This is a genomic window from Pseudoalteromonas sp. MMG024, assembly GCF_021654175.1.
Classification (GTDB): Bacteria; Pseudomonadota; Gammaproteobacteria; order Enterobacterales; family Alteromonadaceae; genus Pseudoalteromonas.
In genome coordinates, this window is sequence record NZ_JAKFZO010000001.1 from 256,501 (window position 1) to 280,812 (window position 24,312).

Genomic DNA, 24,312 nt, shown 5'->3' on the forward strand with positions numbered 1-24,312 from the left:
CTTCAGTTTAGCGAATTTTACTTGAGATTGTCTAGGTAGCGCTCAGCATCAAGTGCAGCCATACAACCAGTAGCCGCTGAGGTAATTGCTTGGCGATAAATGTGGTCGCTTACGTCACCTGCTGCAAATACACCTTTAACACTGGTTTGAGTTGCATTGCCGTTTAAGCCCGACTCAACAACTAGGTAGCCGTCTTTCATGTCAAGCTGGCCTTCAAACATCCCCGTGTTTGGCGAGTGACCGATAGCAATAAATACACCTGCAACGTCAAGCTCGTTAGTGCTTTCGTCTGTGGTTGATTTAGTACGAAGACCTGTTACACCCATATCGTCACCAAGTACTTCATCAAGCGTTTGGTTTAGGTGCAGGGTAATGTTACCGTTCTCAACTTTATCCATTAAACGGTCGGTTAAGATCTTTTCACTGCGGAAAGTATCACGACGGTGTACTAAATGTACTTCAGACGCGATGTTAGATAGGTAAAGTGCTTCTTCAACAGCTGTGTTACCACCACCTACAACCGCTACTTTTTGATCGCGGTAGAAGAAACCGTCACAAGTAGCACATGCTGAAACACCACGGCCTTTGAATGCTTCTTCTGACTCTAAGCCTAAGTAACGAGCAGACGCACCTGTTGCAATAATAAGTGCATCACATGTATACGTGCCTGAATCGCCTGTTAGGGTGAATGGACGGTTATTTACATCAACAGTGTGAATATGATCAAAAATGATCTCAGTCTCAAAACGTTCAGCGTGCTCTTTCATACGTTCCATAAGAGCAGGGCCGGTTAAACCGTGCGCATCACCAGGCCAGTTTTCAACTTCAGTTGTCGTTGTTAGCTGACCACCTTGTTGCATACCTGTAATTAATACAGGGTTTAAGTTTGCTCGTGCGGCGTAAACTGCAGCTGTGTAACCTGCAGGGCCTGAGCCTAAAATAAGTAATTTACTGTGTTTGCTTGCGCTCATCGCATTTCCTAATTAATACTGCTTTTGCTAATTAATGCGGTTGATTCTATTAAAAACAAGGCAGATGTAAATTATTTTACGGAATTTGATATTACTAACTTAGCGTAAGCGTCAATTTAACGTAACACCCGTCGTAAATTTAGCCACTTAGCAAATCTTTCTCTCAAAAATTGTGCGTTTAATCTAATAATTTGTTATGTTGACGCTTTTATACAAAACTGATGCTATAGGATAACAGCGTGCGTTTGGATTTTTGGCAAAAAGAGCCAAGCTTTAAACTTGATAGCGAGCAAATATCAATATTGCTTGATGCGTCGTCTTATCGAGCAAAATTATTATCGTTAATTAAAAATGCTAAACAGCGCATTGTTATTACCGCGCTCTATTTACAGGATGATGAAGCAGGCCGTGAAATTTTAGAGGCACTTCATCAAGCGTCAAATGCGAACCCTGAACTACGCGTCGACATTTTGGTTGATTATCACCGTGCCCAGCGTGGCTTAATTGGTGAAGCTCAAAGTGAAGGTAATGCCGCACTTTACTTAAAACTACAACAAGCCTATAAAAATCGTGTGCGAGTTTTCGGCGTTCCGGTAAAAGGCAAAGAAGTATTTGGTGTATTGCACCTAAAGGGCATGGTGATTGACGATACCGTGCTTTACAGCGGTGCGAGCTTAAATAATGTTTATTTACAATATGAAGAGCGCTATCGCCTTGATCGTTATTTCACTATTGCGAATCAAGCGTTGGCAGATTCATTCACACAGTTTGTTGATGATTACCTGATTGCGTCAAGTGCGGTAATTCGTCTTGATGTACGTCCGATTAAAAAGTTAGCAGAGTGCAAATCTGACCATAAAGCTCTGATGAAGTCGCTAAAACGTGCCAAGTATCCGTATGTTACGTCAACTGATGAAGGCCCAATTGATAGCTTTTTATTCTTAGGTTTTGGTCGTCGCGGCAATATGCTTAACCGAGCGATTAAAAATCTGTTTGAACTCGGTGAAAAAGAGCTGGTTCTTTATACCCCTTACTTTAATTTTCCGGCGCCACTCTTGCGTGTACTTAGAAAGAAATTAAAACAAGGCCTTAAAGTGACCATTGTTGTGGGTGATAAAACCGCGAACGACTTTTATATTTCGCCCGATAAGCCGTTTAGTAAAATTGGTGCGTTGCCATATTTGTACGAAACCATATTGGCTAAGTTTTTAAAACTTAATGATAAATTTGTGCAAGATGGCCTTTTAAATGTGCATCTATGGCGTCACGACAGCAACTCTTTTCACTTAAAGGGCATTAGTGTCGATAACCGTTATCAAATGATGACAGGACACAACTTAAACCCTCGAGCGTGGGGTTTAGATATCGAAAACGGTATTTTATTTGATGACAGCCAAGGTTTATTAACTGATGTACTTGAGCAAGAGAAGCAACAAATATTAACGCATTGTACTAAGTTAAACGGCTACAAAGAGCTGCAAACAATGCATGATTACCCAGAACCGGTTGCTAAACTTTTAGGGCAAGCAAAGCGTGTTAAAGTGGATTTTATTATTAAGCGCTTTATTTAAGTAATGTTTAATATAAAAAACACACATAAAAAAGCAGCTTTCGCTGCTTTTTTTGTGCTTTGCAGAATGATTAGCTATTTAAAGCATCTGCTGGCGCTACGTATTCCATGTTGAAGCCTTCAGCAACTTCTTTACATGTGACTTTGCCTTTGAATACATTTAAGCCATTCATGAAGTGTGAGTCTTCAAGTAACGCAGCTTTGTAGCCTTTGTTAGCTAGCTTGATAATGTAAGGTAATGTTGCATTGTTAAGTGCAAATGTTGACGTACGAGGAACGGCACCTGGCATGTTTGCAACACAGTAGTGAACAACGTCATCAACGATATAAGTTGGATCTGCGTGCGTTGTTGCTTTAGAAGTTTCAATACAACCACCTTGGTCGATTGCAACGTCAACAATAGCAGCACCAGGCTTCATACGTTTGATGTGGTCTGCTGTTACTAGTTTAGGAGCTGCAGCACCTGGAATAAGTACACCACCAATTACAAGATCAGCGTCTAGTACGTGCTTTTCTAATGCATCAGAAGTTGAATAAACAGCTTTAACGCGGTTACCGAACTGTGCATCGATACGACGTAAAACATCAACGTTACGATCAAGAACAACTACATCAGCGCCCATGCCAACTGCCATTTGCGCTGCGTTGTTACCAACCATACCCGCACCAATAACAACAACTTTTGCTGGCTCAACACCTGGTACACCACCAAGCAGCATGCCGCGACCTGCATTTGATTTTTCAAGTGCTTGTGCGCCTGCTTGAATTGACATACGGCCCGCTACTTCTGACATAGGCGCAAGAAGTGGTAAACCACCGCGTGCGTCTGTTACTGTTTCGTAAGCGATACAGATAGACTTAGACTTAACTAGGTCTTCAGTTTGTGGAAGATCTGGTGCTAAGTGTAAGTAAGTGAATAGAATTTGGTCTTCGCGTAGCATTGCACGCTCAACTGCTTGAGGCTCTTTCACTTTAACAATCATGTCTGCTTTAGCGAAAACTTCTTCAGCAGTATTTAGAATTTCAGCACCTGCGGCTTCATAATCTTCGTTTGTAAAACCAATGCCAATACCTGCATTCGTTTCTACAAACACACTGTGACCGTGGTTGATTAACTCACGAACACTTGCCGGAACCATACCTACACGATATTCGTGGTTTTTAATCTCTTTAGGTACACCGATAATCATAACTTCACCTTACTTTGAACTGTGGTAATAGATAATACTATTTTATCTAGCTTTTATTAGTCGATGTAACTTTATTTAATTGAAAAGTTGGTTAATAAAACCATATAATCAAAAAACAAAGATTAATATTCTAATTTGGTTAGCTAGTGTTAGATCGCATTGATAAAAAGATAATAGTCGAATTACAAAAAGATGGCAGAATTTCGAATGTGGAACTTGCGCGCCGCATAGGTTTAAGTGCAACGCCTTGTTTGGAGCGAGTAAAAAAACTCGAGAGGGAAGGGTATATAAAAGGCTATAAAGCCATTGTCGACCCAAAAAAAGTAGGTGCTGCGTTATTAGTTTACGTTGAAATTACTCTAACCAAAACCTCACCCGATGTATTTGAAGAATTCAGTAGCGCAGTAAAAAACCATGATGAGATTTTAGAATGTCACCTTGTTTCTGGTAATTTTGACTTTCTATTAAAAACCCGTGTAGCAGATATGTCTGCATATCGTGACTTATTAGGTGATATATTGCTACGTTTACCGGCAGTTTCAGAAAGTCGTACTTATGTTGTCATGGAAGAAGTGAAAAGTGATGATGTTTCGCTTCTAAAAGTAGCACCATAGTAATAGAATAAGCACACTACACACTATTTGTATCTTAGAAAGTGTTATTTGCGCTGATGTAGTCGGAAGTAAAGAATAATAAAAAGGGGAGTTGTAATGCGCCTTAATGGTGTTCAAAGATTATTAGAAGCAGGCCTTATTTTAACGACTGCATTCGCAGCGTTTGTGTTAGTTGCTTTATTAACATTTGACCCAATCGATCCGTCTTGGTCTCAAACGGGTGACTATATCAAAGTAAAAAACATGACAGGTACAGCAGGGGCGTGGACTGCCGATCTACTGTACTTTAGTTTTGGTTGGTTGGCGTTACTTGTCCCTGTTATTATTCAAGTCATCGGTTATTTACTGTTCAAAAAAACACACCAAGTATTTAAGCTAGATTACCTCACTTTGTCATTACGCGTTGTTGGTTTGGTGCTGTTTGTCGTGTCATCAACGGCAATTAGCAGCATTAATTTCGATGACTTCTATGAGTTTTCTTCAGGTGGAGTAATTGGCGATGTGTTTGCAAACGCCATGTTACCGACCTTTAACTTTACTGGCACAAGTATCATTTTACTGTGTTTTTTCTTTTCAAGCTTAACCCTGCTAACAGGGGTCTCTTGGGTACAGTTTGTCGACCAAATTGGCCGTTTTGCAATGCATGCTTTTCTATGGTTAAAAGCGTTACCAGAACTATTAGCAGAACGAAAAGAGGCGAATAACGCACCGATTAAAACCGTAACTAATGAATCGGTTTCTCAAGCACCAAAACAAGTAACCTATCATGTCGACGAATTACCAGAGCAAGAAGTAAGCGCTGAGCCACAGGAACCGACAATCGATGTTCAGCCTGAAACCACAATCGAGCCAACTTTTGGTGATGACATTGCAAATACAGAGGTTGAAACAGCAAAACAGCCTGAGCCGAATAATAAAAGCGAAATGCACCCGGCATTACAAGAATTCGATGAGATCATTAGTGATGACTTGAGTTTCTCAGCGCTTGACGATATTCCGTTTGATGACGATAAACAAACGAATGCGCCAAAGGCAGTATCGGGAGATTTTCTAAGCACGCTAGAACCACAATCAGATGCAGAGCCTACGTTGGCTGCTGTTGCGCAACCGAGCGAAAATGAAACTCCAACAGAGCCAGCACGCAAATCTACTTATGTTAAGCCAAAAACAGCCAAAGAACAGTTTGAAGACTTACTTGAGGCGACACCGCCAGCAACGCCAATGCCGACGTTAGACTTGCTCGATAGACCAGATAAAAAAGAAAACCCAATTACACAAGAAGAGCTAGATGCTGTTTCACGCTTAGTTGAAACCAAGTTATTAGATTTTGGTGTACAAGCTCAGGTAGTAGGAGTGTATCCTGGTCCTGTCGTTACACGTTTTGAGCTGGATTTAGCACCGGGTATTAAGGTCGCGAAAATTAGCGGCCTCGCGAAAGATTTAGCGCGTTCACTTTCAGCAGTAAGCGTGCGAGTTGTGGAAGTGATCCCTGGCAAAACCTATGTTGGTTTAGAATTACCCAATCAGCACCGCGAAATTGTACGCCTCTCAGAAGTTATTGGTGCGAAAAAATTTGCTAATAACCCGTCTGACTTAGCAATGGTGTTAGGTAAAGATATTGCAGGCGTGCCTGTAGTTGCTGACCTTGCAAAAATGCCACACCTTCTAGTTGCCGGTACAACAGGCTCTGGTAAATCAGTTGGTGTAAACGTGATGATTTTATCGTTACTGTTTAAGTCAACTCCTGATGATGTTCGCATGATCATGATTGACCCGAAAATGCTTGAATTATCGGTTTACGAAGGCATTCCACACCTGTTGTGTGAAGTTGTAACAGATATGAAAGAAGCGGCTAATGCGCTGCGTTGGTGTGTTGGTGAAATGGAACGCCGATACAAACTCATGTCTGCATTGGGTGTACGTAACTTAAAGGGCTACAACCAAAAAGTGTTAGATGCCATTGAAGCAGGTGACCCAATTAAAGACCCGCTATGGAAAGATACAGATGGTATGGAAACACAAGCGCCTGACTTAGGCAAGCTACCAGCCATCGTTGTGGTTATTGATGAATTTGCCGACATGATGATGATTGTTGGTAAGAAAGTTGAAGAGCTAATTGCACGTATTGCTCAAAAAGCACGTGCCGCGGGTATTCATTTAGTACTTGCAACACAGCGCCCATCGGTTGACGTGATCACCGGTCTTATAAAAGCGAATATTCCAACGCGTATGGCGTTCCAAGTATCAAGTAAAATTGATTCGCGTACGATTTTAGATCAGCAAGGCGCAGAGCATTTATTAGGCATGGGTGACATGCTTTACTTGCCGCCAGGTACTAGTGTACCAATTCGTGTGCATGGCGCATTTGTTGATGACCACGAAGTTCACGCGGTGGTAAATGATTGGAAAGCGCGCGGTAAACCAAATTATGTCGACGAGATATTGAACGGAGAAGCCGTTGAAGATGTCTTACTTCCAGGTGAGACTGCCGAAAGCGACGAAGAAAGCGACCCGCTTTATGATGAAGCGGTTGCATTTGTAATTGAAAGTCGTCGTGCGTCTGTATCGAGTGTTCAGCGTAAATTGCGTGTTGGTTACAACCGTGCAGCACGCTTAGTCGAGCAGATGGAAATGTCCGGTATCGTATCAGCGCCGGGGCATAATGGCACTCGTGAAGTAATTGTTCCGAATAATGCAGGATAATATGACAAAAAAAATCACATTAATTGTTGCGAGCGTATTAGCGATGAGCACGGCAAGTGTAACAGCAGTGCGCGCGCAAACAGAAACAGCGCAACACGTCGTAGACAGCAAAGCGCAAAGTGAATTAAAAACGCGTTTAACACAGCTAAACAACTTACAAGCAGATTTTTCTCAAACCGTAATTGACAATACCGGTAGCGAAATTATGCAAGGTACGGGTTTATTAAAAATTAAGCGCCCAGAAAAACTTTATTGGAAGCAAACATCACCAGATGAAACGGTGCTGGTTTCTGATGGCACTAAAACCTTTTATTACGATGAGTTTGCTGAACAAGTCACTATTTTAGATAGTAAAAAACTAATCGATAATACGCCGTTTGCGTTGTTAACATCTGCGGATGAAAGCTTATGGCAACATTACGCAGTAACGCACGCAGATAACGCGTTTGTGATTACACCGACCAATCAAGGACAAAGCCAAGTAGAGCGCTTAGAGCTTAAATTTGATGCAGATGCATTACGCTCGATGACAGTGTTTGATAACACAGGTCAAACATCTGTTTATGTGTTCTCAAAACAGCAAGTTAATCAAACCATTGATGATGCGTATTTTCAATTCACCATTCCAGCTGATGTATTAGTGGACGATCAAAGTCAAGGTGAGTAATTTAAGCTTTTCATTTGCCCCAGAAATTAGGCCGCTTGCAGCACGCATGCGGCCAACTAATTTAAGTCAATATATAGGGCAAAAACATCTGCTTAGCGAAGGTTCACCGCTATACAACGCTATTTTAGCCGGTCGTTGCCATAGTTTAATTTTATGGGGGCCACCCGGCGTTGGTAAAACAACATTAGCTGAAGTCATCGCCCATCATGCAGATGCAAACGTGATCCGCTTATCAGCAGTTACCTCAGGTGTGAAAGAAATACGAGAAAGCGTTGCATCGGCAAAAGATCATTTAGCAATGCAGGGGCAGCGTACACTGTTATTTATTGACGAAGTGCACCGCTTTAACAAGTCGCAGCAAGACGCGTTTTTACCACACATCGAAGATGGCACCTTTATATTTATTGGTGCCACAACGGAAAACCCTTCGTTTTCACTAAATAATGCAATTTTATCGCGTGCACGCGTCTATCAATTAAAAGCGCTTGAACAGCAAGACTTAATGCAAGCCATACATAGCGCGCTTAATAACGATGAGCAGCTACAGCAAAAACATATCGAAATTGATAATGCTGCGATTGAAAAACTGGCACTCGCAGGAGATGGCGATGCTAGACGCACGCTTAATTTACTTGAGCAAGCCATTGATATGGCCGATCAACAAAATGATAAACTGATTGTGAGCGAGAATGTGTTGGCGAATGTTCTGCCTGCACATATTGCAAAATACGATAAAGGCGGCGATTTATTTTACGATCTGATTTCAGCGTTTCATAAGTCAGTTCGCGGCTCTAGTCCTGATGGCGCGCTTTATTGGCTGTGCCGTATTTTAGCAGGTGGTGGCGACCCGCTTTACGTTGGTAGACGATTATTAGCGATTGCTACTGAAGATATCGGCAACGCCGACCCTCGTGCGATGCAAGTAGCGCTTAATGCTTGGGATATTTATCATCGTGTAGGGCCTTCTGAAGGTGAAAGGGCGCTTGCCCAAGCTGCGATTTATTTAGCCAGCGCACCAAAGAGTAATGCGGTTTACACAGCGTTTAAGCAAGCAAAGCTCGATATCGCCAATGAGCCAAGCTTTGAAGTGCCGCATCATCTTCGTAATGCACCTACCAATCTAATGAAAGACCTTGGATATGGTGCAGAGTATCGCTATGCCCATGACGAACCAGGTGCTTATGCTGCAGGTGAGAAATATCTGCCGGAAGAAATCTCAGATAGAAAATACTATCAACCAACAGAGCGCGGTCTTGAGCAAAAGATAAAAGCAAAGCTCGATTATTTAACCGAGCAAGACAATTTAGCCACTAGGAAACGTTATGACAGGGATTAAACTCTATTTTTACGTTGCTCTTGGCGGTGCAACAGGTGCGTGTCTTCGTTATTTTATTAGTGAATCAATGATAAAACTTTTGGGAAAGGGATTCCCTTTTGCTACCCTGACAGTTAATATTCTCGGTTCATTAATGTTAGGCGTTTTATATGGCCTACTAGAAAAAGAATTAATTGTTGTTAACCCCACCAAATCACTCATCGGAATTGGCTTTTTAGGGGCGTTAACAACGTTTTCAACCTTCTCGATAGATACGCTATTGCTGTTACAGCAAGGGCACTGGTTGAAAGCAACACTCAATGTATTTTTAAATGTAATTGGTTGTGTTTTTGTTGCCTATTTAGGTATGCAGCTAGCAATGCAAAAAGGTTAAAAAAGAATGTTAGACCCACGATTTTTACGTCAGGATATCGAAGAAGCCGCAGAGCGCCTAAAAGGCCGAGGTTTTGAATTAAACGTAGCAGAAATTCAAGCGCTTGAAGAAAAGCGTAAAGCGCTACAAGTTAAAACACAAGAATTACAAAATGAGCGTAACACACGCTCCAAAGCAATTGGTCAAGCAAAAGCTAAAGGTGAAGACATTGCACCACTATTAGCTGCGGTAGGTTCATTAGGTGATGAGCTAGACGCTGCTAAAAAAGAGCAAGACGAAATCCTTGCTGAATTAAATGCCATTGCTGCAACGATCCCTAACTTACCAGATAGCGAAGTGCCATTTGGTAACGACGAAGACGATAACGTTGAAGTGGTTAAATGGGGCGAGCCAAAACAGTATGACTTTGAAGTAAAAGATCACGTTGATTTAGGTGAAGGTTTAGCAAAAGGCTTAGATTTTGAAGCGGGTGTTAAACTGTCAGGTGCACGCTTTACTGTAATGCGCGGTAAAGTAGCACGTATGCACCGTGCGCTTGTGCAATTTATGCTAGATACGCACACAGACACAAACGGTTATACCGAAATGTATGTACCGTATTTAGTAAACAAAGACAGCTTATACGGCACAGGTCAGTTACCTAAGTTCGCTGAAGATTTATTCCACACTGAAGCAATCAGTGAGCACAATGAAGGGTTTAGCCTAATTCCAACGGCAGAAGTACCATTAACTAACCTTGGCCGCGATGTTATTTTTGATGAAGCTGAATTACCATTAAAAATGACTGCACATACACCGTGTTTCCGCAGTGAAGCAGGTAGTTATGGCCGTGACACGCGTGGTCTTATTCGCCAGCACCAGTTTGATAAAGTTGAATTAGTACAACTTGTGAAGCCTGAAGACTCAATGCAAGCGCTAGAAGAGCTAACTAACCACGCAGAAGGTATTCTTCAAGCACTTGAACTACCGTACCGTAAAGTAATTTTATGTACAGGCGATATGGGCTTTGGCGCAAGCAAAACATACGACTTAGAAGTATGGTTGCCAGCGCAAGACACCTACCGTGAAATTTCAAGCTGCTCAAATATGCAAGATTTCCAAGCACGCCGTATGCAAGCACGTTTCCGTCGTCAAGGTGAGAAAAAGCCTGAGTTATTGCACACACTAAATGGTTCTGGTTTAGCTGTGGGTCGTACACTTGTAGCGATTCTAGAGAACTACCAGCAAGCAGATGGCTCGGTAGTTGTACCAGAAGTACTGCGTCCATATATGGGCGGCTTAGACGTTATTACTGCATAATAGTTAATAATATTAAAAACCGGCGATATGCCGGTTTTTTTATGCCTGTTGAATAGCCTATCTGTTATTCCCAAAATAGTGTTTCGCTATCGACACACATTAAAAATAGAAACTGTATCGGAAGTGGCACAGTTATCTGGATTTATTCTAATGTTAAATTATAAACGTTTGAAAAATATATAAAATAATTTTGGCCTGATAATTGTAATTAACCATGTAATGCAATTATTGGATTATGCTTTATGGACATAAAAATAGAGAACAAATCACATAAGCTTAAAAGGCCATTGACCTACGCAGTTTTTGCGTGTCTGTTACTAAGCGCTGTTATGTTTATTCGTCATTATACCCAAGGTGCGTCAAACTTAGTTAAACGAGACGAAATCTTGGTCGCAAAAGTTAAACAGGGCGATTTTGCGATAGACGTTAAAGGGCTGGGCAGTCTAGCACTTGAAAAACGCCATTTGATAACGACAAATGCGGGCGGAAAGGTTGTTGAAGTGTTGGTAAAGCCGGGTGAATATGTTGAGCGAGGCGACATTATAGCGCGCTTAGACAACCCGCAAATCAAAGAGACACTCATTCAAAAAAATAGCCTTTTACTTAAAATGGTTGCGCAACATAAAGCGGAGTTGGCACAGCAAAAAGCCTATCTTCAAGAAGCTGAAACCGCCTACCATGATGCTGATCTTGCGCATAAAGCCAACACAATGGAATGGCAAGCGCAGGCAACCTTAATCGCACAAGGCAATAGTACCATTTCGAAACTTGAACATCAGCGCAGCGAATTCACCGTAAAGCGCAGTTTAAAGCAACTTGCGTTACAAAAAGCGAAAGTGGCGACGCAAAAAGAAATACTCGCCGCAAAACAAAACGCGCAACAAGCAGAGCAGCAAAGCTTAAAATCAGAAATCAGTTTGCTTAGCCAACATATTTCACAATTAGATGTGAAATCGCCAATTACTGGGCAAATCCAAGATGTGTTTGTTGAGCTAGGCACGCAGCTGGCAAGTACAGGCTCAGTTGCCGAAGTTGCAGATCAAACCAAACTAATTGCCAAAATAAATGTAGCAGAACTCGACGCACCTAACGTTAAAGTAGGCCAGCAGGCTACAATTGATACCTATACTTCTCGCTTAGATGCACAAGTTACTCGTGTATCGCCAAAGGTGAACAACGGCCATGTGGAGGTTGAGCTTGCAATAACTGATGCGATCCCCTCCGAGGCGCGCGATAAACTCAATATCGAAGGCATTATTAATACCAGCTTCAAATCACACACCTTGTATGTAGCGCTACCGCGTAACGCTATTGCCGAGAGTACAAACAACGTATTTGTGTTGGAAAAGCATCTTGCAACCAAACAACCGGTTAAATTTGGCAAACGCTCAGTGAATTATATAGAGGTTGTGGCAGGGCTAACAATCGACCAAGAAATTATTATTTCCGATATGGAAAAATACACCAACGACACGCAAGTGCTTGTACGCTAGAAGGAAATTACAATGAACCCAGTTATCACGTTAAAAAACATCGAAAAGTTATTCAAAACGGATGAAATTGCAACGCAAGCACTAAACGGTATTAATCTCGTAGTCAATCAAGGGGAGTTTGTCGCCATCACTGGGCCTTCTGGTTGCGGTAAATCGACTTTACTCTCGGTGTTAGGGCTGATTGATGAACCAACAGCTGGGGACTATACCATTAGCGGCAAACAAGCCGTAGATTTAAGCTCTGACCAGCGAGCACACGTTCGGGCAAATCATATTGGTTTTATTTTTCAGGCATTTAACCTTATAAGTGACTTAAACGTACTTGAAAATGTGATGTTGCCACTGACCTATATCGGTGGCTACTCTGAACAAGAAATGATTGAAAAAGCGCGCAAGGCGTTGATGTTAGTTGACCTTGAAAATCGCATTAATCACTTTCCTTCACAGTTATCAGGTGGTCAGCAGCAGCGCGTTGCGGTAGCTCGCGCGCTCATTAATGAGCCTGATTTAATTTTAGCGGATGAACCAACCGGTAACTTAGATTCGAAAAACGCGCAACAAGTACTGCAGTTACTAAAAGATTTACACCTTTCGGGTAAAACAATTTGCATGGTAACCCATGATGTAGAGTCAACGCACTATGCCAGTCGTACGTTGAACATGTTAGACGGTGCAATTGTGCGCGATAAACAGAAAACCTCGGATACTAATCTTTCAGTGGCGTTAGAGGTATAAGTTATGGGGCTGTTATTAGACTTTCGCTACGCGCTGCGTAATATCGTTAAATCACTGCGTTTTTCACTGTTAATGATATTTATTATGGTAGGGAGTTTAACCATTTCATTGATAGGGTTTAACTTTATTCATACCATCGCGTTTTCGCACTCAAGTTTTAATCACAACAAAGAAGACATTCGCATCTTAAAGGTATTGAATTCGTTAACATCGCAACGAGAATTTACGTATTCGATGTTAGATGGCTTTAAACAACTGGATGAGGTCGAATCCCTTGATAGCTGGATCACCATTAAGCGCAGCAGTTTATGGTTAAGCACGCAACATTATGGTAAGCATTTTCGAGCATCTTATGTTGACCCGTCATTTTTTAAGTTTTTGGGACAAGAACCGGTGCTTGGGCGAGGCTTTACGAACGTCGATTACAGTAATAATGCGCCCGATGTGGTAGTGATTTCACATATCGTGTGGCAGCAACTATTTCAGGGCGATAGCGCTGTACTCGGTAAACAATTAAACGTGGCAGGTAAGCCGCATACTATTGTTGGCGTAATGGAAAAGCGTAATCATTTTCCCATTTTTTCAAAGATTTGGCTGCCGCTAAAGCAGGCGAATATGAAGCCTGATGATGGTATCGATATTATTTATAAGCTGCCAAATGCCGAATTCGAACGCACCTTCGAAACACAAATCGCTCATTATTTTTACAATGCAATCAAAGACCAGATAAGTGACAGTGATAAACAAACCGGGAAGGGTGTGCGTATTGAGTCACTCACTTTGGTTGAACTCAATACCGATGGCGAAGCCGTATTCGTATTTGGTTTGTTTGTGTTTGGTATTGTGATTGTGCTGTTTATTTCTGGGGTGAATATTGGCAACTTACTGTTTGCGAAAATTATGGAAAAGCAAAAGGAGTCAGCTATTCGCGCAGCAATCGGTGCAACACAAAAGCGTGTGATCCAGCAGCATGTTACAGAAGGTTTAATATATTGCATTGTTAGCTGGATATTTACCCTGATCTTTACATCGTTAGGGCTGGAAATACTGAATTTTTACATGAATGTGATGTTTGGCGGAAAAATGCCGTATTGGTGGTATTGGCATTTAAATATGCAAACTGTATTAGTCTCGCTTTTATTATTAGCCATTATTTTTACATTTGCCGTGCTACTACCAGCATATAAATCGGCAAAGTTTAATATTAGTAATGTACTGCGCGATGGTACACGAGGCGCAACGGGTAAAGAAACCACATTGATGTCGCGACGTTTATTATGCGTGCAAGTATCGTTGGTGAGTTTTTTGCTAATGATTGCAAGTACTGTTGGCTATGTGATGTATTCAATTGCAACGAATATTGATGGCGAGCGAGAAAAAGGCGTTTACTCGGTTTATCTGGATTTTGATAATAATGATGAGCTAACCAACGACGAACAATTAACGCTAATAAATACATTAGCGGCGGGGCTTTCAAAGCAAGGCAATATTATTGACGCGGAAGTGTTTGATTCGCATATCCATGCTGACGTACTGTACCCAAATGGTGATGTCTATAATGAGAAGTTTATCAGTATTAGTGCAGAGTCACATTTGTTTGCCCGAGAGTTGTTAACTGGGCGAAATTTCAATAGCAATGACAACAGTGAATCAAAACCAGTAGTAATCATTAGTGAGTCACTTGCTAACGCTTTGTTTGGTAATCAAAATGTGATCGGGTTTCAGCTAATGTTGCAAGACGCAATGTGGCCAAGTGTTGAAATTATCGGCGTTGCAAAAGATGTAATCAGCGGAGTATCAGGTGACTCGCGCCATGAGCTTTACTTTAGTTTACGCCAAACCCATTTTATGGATGACAGTGTAAACATTCGATTATTGACCAATAACACGGCTAATGAGGCGTTGGAGGACTTCTATCGCGTTAAGATGCAGTTATCTCATGATTTAACCATGTATTACATGTTCGACCATTACGATAACCACACATCTATGATTAATTCATTTGCAGCGATTATTTATGTATTTTTAATGGTAGGTGGTTTCGCTTTAACGCTGTCACTAATCGGTATTTATGCGATGGGTATTAGTAATATCAACAAATCCCGTTATGAGATAGGTATTCGCCGTGCGATTGGTGCTAAAGATAGTCAAATCATGCGGTTATTTATTAAAAAGAATATTACGCATATTTTGTACGGCATTGGTACGTCGTTGTTAGTGTTTGGCATTCTATGTTATCTTGCAGAAAGCTTTTTAAGAGGAAATGTGCCAATTAACATTATGTTAGAGGCAGGTGCATTGACTGTAGTTGTGGTACTTGCAGCGGTTTGTCTCGCATTATATGTACCAGTAAGGCACGTTATTAAACAGCAGCCTGCAACAAGTTTAAGAATGGATTAAGGTTTCTTGAAAACAATTTTAGTTGTCGACGACTCGCTTGATATTCAAGCGAGTCTTAAGTTTTTTTTAGAAGACGAAGGGTATCTTTGTCACGGTGTGCTTTCACCTGATACAGCACTTGATTATGTTGCAAAAAACAATGTCGATTTAGTGCTGCTAGATATGAATTTTAGCCAAAATACAACAAGTGGCGCAGAAGGCTTAAGTGCAATTGAAGCGCTGAAAGAATTAGACCCACTTTTGCCCGTGGTTGTAATGACGGGCTGGGCAACGTTTGATTTAGCCGTTAAAGCGTTAACCACAGGGGCTGCCGATTTCATCGAGAAACCTTGGCAAGACGAACGCTTAGCCCATGCAATTAAACTTCAGCTAAGCACGCGACGTGACAAACAAGATTTAGCGCGCTTAACCCAAGAAAAACAACGTGAGGCTTTAAGTCAATCGTCATTATTAGCATATAGCCCACAAAAGCAACAAGTATTGAGTCAACTCGAAAACCTTGCAAAGAGTGATATGAATATACTGCTAACGGGTGAAAACGGCACAGGGAAAAGCTATTACGCGCAGTTTATTCATCAGCACTCTAATCGCTCTAATGCCAGTTTTATTGCACTCAATATGGGAGCTTTTACTGATGAATTGTTTAATTCAGAAATGTTTGGGCATAAAAAAGGAGCGTTTACTGGCGCAAGCCAAGACCGTTTAGGAGCGTTTACCTTAGCTGAAGATGGCACCTTGTTTTTAGATGAAATCGCTAATTTGTCTGCGCAATCACAAGCAAAGTTATTGCATGTGCTTGAAGAGCGAAAGTACACGGCCCTTGGTAGCAGCAAGGTGTTAGAAAATAAAGCGCGTATTATTTCTGCAACCAATGCGGATTTATCTGATGCAATTGCAAACGAATTATTTCGCCAAGATTTATATTACCGTTTAAACACAGTTGAAATTGAAATCCCACCGTTAAGATCTTGCAAAGACGATATTTTACCGCTAGCAAACCAATTTTTAACGTCATTCTGTAAGCAATACGATAAGCCTGCTCTGTCACTAACACAGTGCGCCAAACAGGCACTGCTTAACTATGGTTTTCCGGGTAATGTTAGGGAGCTGAAACATATTATTGAGCGCGTTATATTTATGGCGAATGGACAGCAGATAACTGCTCAAGATTTAATGTTAAGTTCAACAACAAGTTATAATAAACCAAATGTACAACACGCAGTTGATATGACGCTCAGTATCGATGAAGTCATAGAACAAGCGTTATTAACGCGACTCGAACACTTTAATGGCAATGCATCAAAAGCGGCCAAAAGTTTAGGTATGTCGCGCAGTGCTTGGTATCGCAAAATGTCTAAGTATGATGCGGTTTAACGCATTTTCAGGGCGCTGGCTGACAAGCCTGCTGTTATTGATACTCGTCAATGGCTTACTGATCACTCATAGTTATCCGTTAGCGCTTATTTTATTGGTAAACCTAACCTCAGCATTATGGTTTTTAATCGAGACCTATCGCGATGCGATAGCTAAACGCAATACTATTAATTTAATCGATACGTTATTGATTTCATTACGCCAAGGTGAGTATGCAATTAGAGCAAATGAGGCACAAGATAGCGCGTTAAGCTCTACGGTTGAACACTTAAATGCCCTTGCAACTAAAATGCAAAGAGACCAGCGGTTAGTAACCGAGCAACAAGATTTACTAGCACAGGTTATCGAGAAGGTTGATTTTGCATTACTGGTGTTTAACGAACACAGCTGTATATTCAGAAATCAATACGCGGCGCAAACATTCGATGCAAGTGATCAAAATAATATGTGGGCTTGGTACAAGGCGTTACTAGCCAATCAACAACAAGGAAAAGTCGCCTTAACAATTAATGGCAAACAGCATGCATTTTTAATCGAGCAATCGTACTGTCGTATCGGTGAACAAAATTACATTTTGTTAGTATTAAAGCAATTGGATTCTATTTTATATCAACAAGAAAAAGACGCGCTTAAAAAGTTTGTTCGTATTCTAAGTCACGAGATTAATAATACTCTGGCGCCAATAGGCACAGTAGCGCGCAGCCTAAATAAACGGCTCGAAAATGACATTGACAAGGATAGTTTTGCAACGGGTTTAACGTTAATTAATGAACGTGCGAATTACTTAAAGTCGTTTATGGATAACTATGTGTCACTGGCAAAATTACCAGCGGCTCACAAAAACATTGAAAGCTGTGATACGTTATGCGAGCAGTTAACGGCAATTTACCCAGATATCAGAATTCAATATGAGCAAAGCTTGTTTGGCTTTTTCGATATAAGTCAGATAAAACAAGTGCTCTGTCATTTAATTAATAATGCACGTGAAGCATCTAGTCCATCACCACATGTGTTTTTAAACCTTAGCGCAAACGAAACAGACATTATATTTGATGTAATCGATACTGGACCTGGCTTTTCTAATTTGGGAGACGCCGGCACTGCGTTTTATACAACAAAAAGCGGAGGTAATGGTATTGGTTTAATGTTGTCACGCGTAATTATTGAAAATCATGGTGCGGCAATTAAACTTCAAAACCACACAGAGGGTGGGGCGTGGGTGCAATTTGCATTAGAACGGGTTATTAATAATACCAATTCACTTAAGTAGCTGATCATACTAGCGGACTAAATATAGTGCTAACTGCCTTAGCATTTAAAATGTACAGCAACTACATAAATAAAAACAACATAATACAAACAAAAAAAGCGCCAATTGGCGCTTTTAAATCATCGACTTAACAATTAGCTGTTATCGTCTGCATATTTTTTACATGCGTCTTTATCTTCACACTCACCATAAAGATAAAGCGAGTGGTTTGTAAGCGTGATGCCGTTGTCTTTAGCAATTTCTTCTTGACGCGTTTCAATCACGTCGTCTTCGAATTCAACTACTTTACCGCACTTTAAGCATACCAAGTGATCATGGTGTGTGCTGCCAGCTAGTTCAAATACTGATTTGCCGCCTTCAAAGTGGTGACGGGTAACAATACCTGCATCATCAAATTGGTTAAGAACACGGTAAACAGTGGCAAGACCAATTTCTTCGCCTTTATCTAATAAGATTTTATAAACATCTTCAGCGCTGATATGTTGATTATCTGGCGACTGTAAAATCTCTAAGATTTTGATTCGCGGCAGTGTTACTTTTAAACCTGCTTTTTTTAGCTCTAAATTGTGATCAGTCATCAACTTGGTCTCGTTTTTCTATTGTTTTGTCTATATTTGCACGACGTTTTAGTAAGGCTATACTAGATATAGCCTAATGTAAACGCAGGTTTAACTTTAATCTTCTAATTCTGCCAAGCACATTTCATCATACACTTGAGCACACCAATCTTTAATGCGCTTTTCTGTTAGTTCAGGCTGACGGTCTTCATCAATACCTAAACCAACAAAGTGGTTGTCATCAACTAATGCTTTTGACGCTTCAAATTCATAACCTTCTGTTGACCAATGGCCAACAACAATAGCGCCACGTTCAGTAACGATATCGTTAATCATGCCCATAGCGTCAAGGAAGTACTCGGCGTAATCTTCTTGGTCACCGCAGCCAAAAATAGCAACTAGCTTACCGTCGAAGCTAATTTCTTCCAGTTCAGGGAAGAAATCATCCCAATCGCATTGTGCTTCACCGTAATACCAAGTTGGGATACCAAATAAAATTAAATCAAATTCAGCAATGTCTTCTTTTGAGCTTTTAGCGATGTCATGAACATCAACCATTTTCTTACCTAGCTCTTTTTGAATTAGCTTGGCGACGTGCTCTGTATTACCTGTATCACTACCAAAAAAAATGCCTACGCTTGCCATAGTTTATTACCTTTTTGTCGCTAATTTCTCTTGTAATATAATTTCTATTAATGCGCTTCGACTCACGTTCTGCTCTTCAGCCATATCATTTAATGCTTGATATAGCTCTGAAGACACCTTGAATTCGACGCGTTTTAAACCACGTGCTTTATCACGTTTAAGCTGATTACGCTTATTGATTTTAAGCTGTAATTCTCGTGGTAAGGGGTTGGTTTTTGGACGTCCCGGTCGCTTATCATGTTCAAATAAGTCTCGGGTCGTTCTGTCAGATTCCGCTTTGGCCATTATCCAACTCCAGCACCTTGCCAAAATACCTGAATAAGCCCTTTCGCAATAAACCCAGAACAGCCTAAAAACAGCACTAACCAAACGACGTAACGCCCAAATTTAGGAACGTCACCTTTTTTTAAAACGTCTTGGATTGCCATACCGATTAAAAAGAATATTCCGGCTAAGCCGAAATAGAGTCCAAGTATATCAATACCATCTAATAATTTATCTAACATTATTATTCTGTATCTGCGCGAAAACGGCCGCAACTATAGCATAGTAAGCCGTTAAATACATTATCAAAGATCAAAAATAGTACCACTTTAAAAAGTGTGGTTTTTAAGGCTAACAAAATCACAAATAAGTAAATCCACTTGGTGTGTTTTTGTTTTGTATTTAAAGCATTTTAGTGTGTTTTGTAAATTTCGCGTACGCTAATAACATCACGTACAAAAGCGTGAATTTAGTGAATGTAATGAATAGCAATTTACTAAATGTATAAGACATGGAGAGGAAAAGAACCTAACGAATCGTTTGGATGCTAAAAACAGCTAGGCTCTTTATAAAAACAAAACTAATTAATCCGCACTTAAAAACTGCGCTATTGCCAAATTCACTTGGCTTGGTTTTTCAGCGTGTAACCAGTGACCTGCACCTGCGATGATCTTGGCTTTCGCATTTGGGAAAAGCGCTGCAATTTCACCGCGATGTGCTTCTAAAATATAGTCTGAGTTAGCGCCTTTTATAAATAAAGTTGGCTTCTTAAACGCATCACCTTGCGGCTTATCTAAAATATTATCGTACGATGCAATTAATTGAGACAAATTAAAGCGCCATGTAAACCCGCTATCTGTTTTAGCGAGGCTCTTTAATAAAAATTGCCTAACACCAGCCTCTTGAATGTACTCTGCCAATTGTTTATCGGCGTCGCTGCGGTTTGTGATTGCCTGTAAATCAACATTATTTAATCCATTAAATACTTGTTGATGACGAGGTGAATATTTAGTTGGCGCGATATCGAGTACAACTAGTTTTTCAATACGGTTACTATTTGTTAACGCCATTTGCATTGCGACTTTACCACCCATAGAGTGACCAATCACAATTGCACGAGAAATAGTTAACTCATCTAATAGTTTAAAAACATCATCTGCCATCGCAGTGTATGTCATTTCGCTATTGTGGAATGACTGTCCGTGATTACGTAGATCAATGTTGATTACACTATTTTGTTCGCTCAGAGGTTTGGCGATTACATTTAGGTTTTCTTTTGAACCAAATAGTCCATGAATAATGACAATTGGCAGTGCGTCGGTTTTCTCACCTAGCTGAGTGTAATTTAATTGCATAGGGGTCGCTAAGCTAATGTAAAAGCTGCATTGTGCCGAGTGAAACTTGAAAAAGCAAACATAGAGAAATGAATTTAAACTGGGTATACTATGCGGGATTTTTGCTAAATTCGTCTAACAATTAGGATAACCATGAAAAAAATCGAAATCGACGACGAGTTATATCAGTATATAGCAAGTAATACGCAGAGTATTGGTGAAAGTGCATCGCAAATATTGCGCCGTTTGTTACAGCTGGATACGGAACTCCCAGAAAAGGCAGTAACAGAAACGCAAGAAGAGTCTCCAGAAGCCGCCCAACCAGAACAAAAAGAACATAAATGCGACAACGTATTTAATATTCTTAATAAAGAAGAGTTGGCAATGCAAAAAGGCGTGGTTGGCCGCTTTTTGTTTATTCTTTCTGCGTTGCACCGTACACATAAAGGCATTTTTAATCGTGTACTGGACATTAAAGGGCGCGACCGTATTTATTTTGCAACCAATAAAGAAGATTTAATTGCATCGGGTAGTAGTACTAACCCAAAAAATATTATGGATAGTGGCTATTGGGTTATGACGAACTCAAACACGACACGTAAAAAAATGATGGTTCACGAAGTTGCCATATCATTAGGCTACAGTGAAGAAGAAGCCGAAAAGCTACGCGATTACTTATAAATATATTGAAGGTGAATCATGGCAAACCATGAAAGAGCAGGGCAGCGCGCCGTACAATCTGATTTAGTCAACATTCCTAAACTGATGTCAGCTTATTATTTGTATGAACCAGATATTGAGCAAAACCCAGAGCAAGCCGTTGCTTTTGGTACATCAGGACACCGTGGGTGTTCGTTAGACACAAAATTCAACGAGTCTCATATATTGGCAATCACTCAAGCGATTTGTGATTACCGTAAACAAAACAATATATTTGGCCCACTGTTTTTAGGCAAAGATACGCATGCGTTATCAGAAGCTGCGTTTAACTCTGCTATTGAAGTATTAGTTGCGAACGAAGTGCAGGTTGTAACGCAAGAAAATGATGATTTCACACCGACACCTGTAATTAGTCATGCGATTGTCACGCACAACAAAACGCACAGTGCCGAACTTGCGGATGGTATCGTGATTACACCTTCACACAACCCGCCACAGGATGGTGGTTTTAAGTACAACCCGCCAAATGGTGGTCCTGCTGATACCGACATTACAAAGTGGATTGAAAATAGAGCAAACCAATTGTTAATTGAAGACTTGGTTGAAGTTGAGCTATTTCCATTTGTAAAAGCAAAGCGTTCGGGCTTTATTCAATACCAAGACTTAATGACACCGTATATTGACGATTTGGCTAACATTATTGATATGCAAGCAATCAGCAAAGCAGGCATTAAAATTGGCGTTGATCCACTTGGTGGTTCTGGTATTAATTTCTGGCCACTGATTGCAGAAAAATACAATCTTGATATTACTGTGGTTAATGAGCAAATCGACCCACAGTTTTCGTTTATGTCGTTAGATAAAGACGGCAAAATTCGTATGGATTGTTCATCACCACACGCAATGGCAAGCTTAATTGCCATGAAAGATAAGTTTGATATTGCGGTCGGTAATGATCCTGATTATGACCGCCACGGCATTGTAACGCCCGACGGTTTAATGAACCCGAACCATTATTTAGCTGTTGCGATTGATTACCTTATTAGCCATCGCCCAGATTGGCCGGACAACGCCAAAGTAGGTAAAACTTTAGTATCAAGCGGCATGATTGATAAAGTTGTCGCCAAGCACGGTCGTGAAGTATTTGAAGTGCCTGTTGGATTTAAATGGTTCGTTGATGGTTTACTAGAATCAAGTTTACTGTTTGGCGGTGAAGAAAGTGCAGGAGCCGCATTTTTACGACGCGACGGTAGTGTGTGGGAAACCGATAAAGACGGCTTTATTTTAGCTTTACTAGCCGCTGAAATTTTAGCGGTAACTGGTAAAACACCTAGTCAGCATTATAAAGCACTTACTGACGAATTCGGTGCACCACTTTATAAGCGCTTAGATGCCCCTGCAAATACGGCGCAAAAAGCCAAACTGTCAAAACTATCGGCGGAAGACGTTAGTGCAAATACCTTAGCAGGTGATGAAATTACCGCAAAGCTAACGCACGCACCGGGCAACGACGCGGCAATTGGTGGCTTAAAGGTAACAACGGCTAATGGCTGGTTTGCGGCCCGTCCTTCAGGTACCGAAGATATCTATAAAATTTATCTTGAATCATTTGTCTCTGAGGCACATTTAAACGAGCTTGAAACTGAAGCCATCGCTTTAGTTAATTCAGTTATTTCATAACATTATTAGAATTTTTAAAAGGCGGTTTACCGCCTTTTTTATTATGTAAAGAACAAAGATGAGTACTATGACAACAACAAATCTAGCAACTTCAGGCGATTTTTTATCAATTACCCGTAATCATGAATGGCATTTAGATCCTTTTGAGTTCACTTTAGATAACGGCACTCATGTTAGCGTTAAAGATACAGGCATAATTGAGTTTACTCCTCCTAGCTATGGCAAAAAAGACATTGTGTTATCGTCAGCTGTGCATGGCAATGAAACTGCGCCTATAGAAATTTGCGATGAGCTAATCCAAAACATTATTAAGGGTAAATTAACCCTAGCGCATCGTGTGCTGTTTATTTTTGGTAACCCTGCATCTATTAATATTGCGAAGCGTTTTGTTGAAGAAAACCTCAATCGTTTGTTTTGTGGCGCACACAAAGCAGGTGAGCAGAATAATGAAAAAATACGTGCGGCAAAACTCGAAAACTACGTGAGTGATTTCTTTAATAAAGAAGCCGCTGAAGACAGAAAACGTATCCATTACGACTTACACACAGCCATTCGTGATTCTAAGAATGAAAAATTCGCGGTATACCCATTTTTACACGGTAAACCCTGGAAAAAAGAAGAATTGAGCTTTTTATTAAGCTGCGGTGTAAATACTGTAATGATGATGAAATCTGCTGCAACCACATTCAGCTATTTTTCTAGCAGCACCTTTGGAGCCGATGCGTTCACAATCGAACTAGGTAAAGTAAGGCCGTTTGGCGAAAACGATATGTCACGCTTTGAAAAGGCAAAGCAGAGCTTAATTCAGCTGATCTCTCAACATGAGATGCAATATCCGGAGTTTAACTTTGATGACTTTGAGTTATTCGATGTATACCGCACCATTAATCGTACAGAGCAAAACTTTAGTTTTCCGTTTAGCGACAGCGCTGCAAACTTTACAGGCTTTGCACAAGGAGCGCTATTGGCAACCGACGGCAATACCGAATATTTTGCTGATGTCGATGGCGAAGCCATTATTTTCCCTAACGCAAAGGTGGCACTTGGCCAACGCGCATTATTGACTGTTATCCCGCTACAAAATAAAACAGATTTTGTATAAATATCTTGCCACGCCTTTTCGGATATTCAGCTAAAATTAGTTGAATATCCGTTTACGTTAACGTAAAGTCGAGCT

22 protein-coding genes are annotated in these 24,312 nt (G+C 40.7%); 15 read left to right on the forward strand and 7 right to left on the reverse strand.

From position 1 onward, the window contains the following. Positions 1–17 precede the first annotated feature (17 nt). Positions 18–971 carry a thioredoxin-disulfide reductase gene (gene trxB / locus L1068_RS01175; protein WP_237128700.1) on the reverse strand — a complete coding sequence of 318 codons (954 nt, stop codon included), beginning with the start codon at positions 969–971 and terminating at the stop codon, positions 18–20. 245 nt (positions 972–1,216) lie between these two features. Between trxB and pssA the strand changes: the two genes are divergently transcribed. Then, complete coding sequence (gene pssA, locus L1068_RS01180; RefSeq protein ID WP_054979978.1) at positions 1,217–2,542, forward strand: CDP-diacylglycerol--serine O-phosphatidyltransferase; 1,326 nt, start codon at positions 1,217–1,219, stop codon at positions 2,540–2,542. Between the two features lie 70 nt (positions 2,543–2,612). On the opposite strand, the gene ald is transcribed toward pssA, so the two are convergent. After that, entirely contained in the window at positions 2,613–3,731 is a 1,119-nt protein-coding gene (gene ald, locus L1068_RS01185; RefSeq protein ID WP_054979926.1) for an alanine dehydrogenase, read from the reverse strand. Positions 3,732–3,877: 146 nt separating this feature from the next. Between ald and lrp the strand changes: the two genes are divergently transcribed. The 11 genes from lrp to L1068_RS01240 all read left to right on the forward strand — a co-directional run bounded on the left by lrp (position 3,878) and on the right by L1068_RS01240 (position 17,995). After that, positions 3,878–4,345, forward strand: coding sequence for a leucine-responsive transcriptional regulator Lrp (lrp, locus tag L1068_RS01190; protein WP_054979927.1), 468 nt, complete (start codon positions 3,878–3,880; stop codon positions 4,343–4,345). A 96-nt stretch (positions 4,346–4,441) separates the two neighbouring features. Further along, on the forward strand, positions 4,442–7,048 hold the full coding sequence (locus tag L1068_RS01195; protein ID WP_237128701.1) for a DNA translocase FtsK: 2,607 nt from the start codon (positions 4,442–4,444) through the stop codon (positions 7,046–7,048). A gap of 1 nt (position 7,049) precedes the next feature. After that, positions 7,050–7,715 (forward strand): outer membrane lipoprotein chaperone LolA, encoded by a 666-nt coding sequence (gene lolA, locus L1068_RS01200; protein WP_237128702.1) that lies wholly within the window; start codon positions 7,050–7,052, stop codon positions 7,713–7,715. Further along, on the forward strand, positions 7,708–9,051 hold the full coding sequence (locus tag L1068_RS01205; protein WP_237128703.1) for an AAA family ATPase: 1,344 nt from the start codon (positions 7,708–7,710) through the stop codon (positions 9,049–9,051). Before lolA ends, L1068_RS01205 begins: the two co-directional genes overlap by 8 nt. Then, a complete protein-coding gene (gene crcB / locus L1068_RS01210) occupies positions 9,038–9,424 on the forward strand; it encodes a fluoride efflux transporter CrcB (RefSeq protein WP_010560173.1) in 387 nt (128 codons plus the stop codon). Before L1068_RS01205 ends, crcB begins: the two co-directional genes overlap by 14 nt. Positions 9,425–9,430: 6 nt before the next feature. After that, positions 9,431–10,723, forward strand: coding sequence for a serine--tRNA ligase (serS, locus tag L1068_RS01215; protein ID WP_237128704.1), 1,293 nt, complete (start codon positions 9,431–9,433; stop codon positions 10,721–10,723). A gap of 329 nt (positions 10,724–11,052) precedes the next feature. Beyond that, complete coding sequence (locus L1068_RS01220) at positions 11,053–12,216, forward strand: HlyD family efflux transporter periplasmic adaptor subunit (RefSeq protein ID WP_237128705.1); 1,164 nt, start codon at positions 11,053–11,055, stop codon at positions 12,214–12,216. Positions 12,217–12,228: 12 nt separating this feature from the next. Then, the gene (locus L1068_RS01225; protein WP_237128706.1) at positions 12,229–12,951 is read left to right on the forward strand and encodes an ABC transporter ATP-binding protein; all 723 of its coding nucleotides are present in this window, start codon (positions 12,229–12,231) and stop codon (positions 12,949–12,951) included. Between the two features lie 3 nt (positions 12,952–12,954). Continuing rightward, a complete protein-coding gene (locus tag L1068_RS01230; protein ID WP_237128707.1) occupies positions 12,955–15,351 on the forward strand; it encodes an ABC transporter permease in 2,397 nt (798 codons plus the stop codon). A gap of 6 nt (positions 15,352–15,357) precedes the next feature. Beyond that, positions 15,358–16,725, forward strand: coding sequence for a sigma-54 dependent transcriptional regulator (locus L1068_RS01235; RefSeq protein ID WP_237128708.1), 1,368 nt, complete (start codon positions 15,358–15,360; stop codon positions 16,723–16,725). After that, positions 16,712–17,995, forward strand: a complete 1,284-nt coding sequence (locus L1068_RS01240; protein ID WP_237128709.1) for an ATP-binding protein — start codon at positions 16,712–16,714, stop codon at positions 17,993–17,995. The genes L1068_RS01235 and L1068_RS01240 overlap by 14 nt, the downstream gene beginning before the upstream one ends. Before the next feature lie 134 nt (positions 17,996–18,129). Here the strand turns inward: L1068_RS01240 and fur are convergent, their stop codons facing one another. From fur to L1068_RS01265, 5 genes are all read right to left on the reverse strand, one after another. Beyond that, positions 18,130–18,573 (reverse strand): ferric iron uptake transcriptional regulator, encoded by a 444-nt coding sequence (fur, locus tag L1068_RS01245; RefSeq protein WP_237128710.1) that lies wholly within the window; start codon positions 18,571–18,573, stop codon positions 18,130–18,132. Positions 18,574–18,669: 96 nt separating this feature from the next. Beyond that, positions 18,670–19,197 carry a flavodoxin FldA gene (gene fldA, locus L1068_RS01250; protein ID WP_010560165.1) on the reverse strand — a complete coding sequence of 176 codons (528 nt, stop codon included), beginning with the start codon at positions 19,195–19,197 and terminating at the stop codon, positions 18,670–18,672. A gap of 6 nt (positions 19,198–19,203) precedes the next feature. Continuing rightward, positions 19,204–19,482: a LexA regulated protein gene (ybfE, locus tag L1068_RS01255; RefSeq protein WP_010560164.1), complete on the reverse strand. Its 279-nt coding sequence runs from the start codon at positions 19,480–19,482 to the stop codon at positions 19,204–19,206. After that, on the reverse strand, positions 19,482–19,703 hold the full coding sequence (locus tag L1068_RS01260; RefSeq protein ID WP_010560163.1) for a DUF2788 domain-containing protein: 222 nt from the start codon (positions 19,701–19,703) through the stop codon (positions 19,482–19,484). Before L1068_RS01260 ends, ybfE begins: the two co-directional genes overlap by 1 nt. 342 nt (positions 19,704–20,045) lie before the next feature. Continuing rightward, positions 20,046–20,816, reverse strand: coding sequence for an alpha/beta fold hydrolase (locus L1068_RS01265; protein WP_237128711.1), 771 nt, complete (start codon positions 20,814–20,816; stop codon positions 20,046–20,048). A gap of 132 nt (positions 20,817–20,948) precedes the next feature. Here L1068_RS01265 and seqA point away from each other — a divergent pair, with 132 nt between their 5' ends. The 3 genes from seqA to astE all read left to right on the forward strand — a co-directional run bounded on the left by seqA (position 20,949) and on the right by astE (position 24,237). After that, on the forward strand, positions 20,949–21,476 hold the full coding sequence (gene seqA / locus L1068_RS01270; RefSeq protein ID WP_237128712.1) for a replication initiation negative regulator SeqA: 528 nt from the start codon (positions 20,949–20,951) through the stop codon (positions 21,474–21,476). Positions 21,477–21,494: 18 nt separating this feature from the next. Beyond that, positions 21,495–23,135, forward strand: coding sequence for a phosphoglucomutase (alpha-D-glucose-1,6-bisphosphate-dependent) (gene pgm, locus L1068_RS01275; RefSeq protein WP_237128713.1), 1,641 nt, complete (start codon positions 21,495–21,497; stop codon positions 23,133–23,135). Between the two features lie 67 nt (positions 23,136–23,202). Further along, entirely contained in the window at positions 23,203–24,237 is a 1,035-nt protein-coding gene (gene astE / locus L1068_RS01280) for a succinylglutamate desuccinylase (RefSeq protein ID WP_237128714.1), read from the forward strand. Positions 24,238–24,312: the final 75 nt, after the last annotated feature.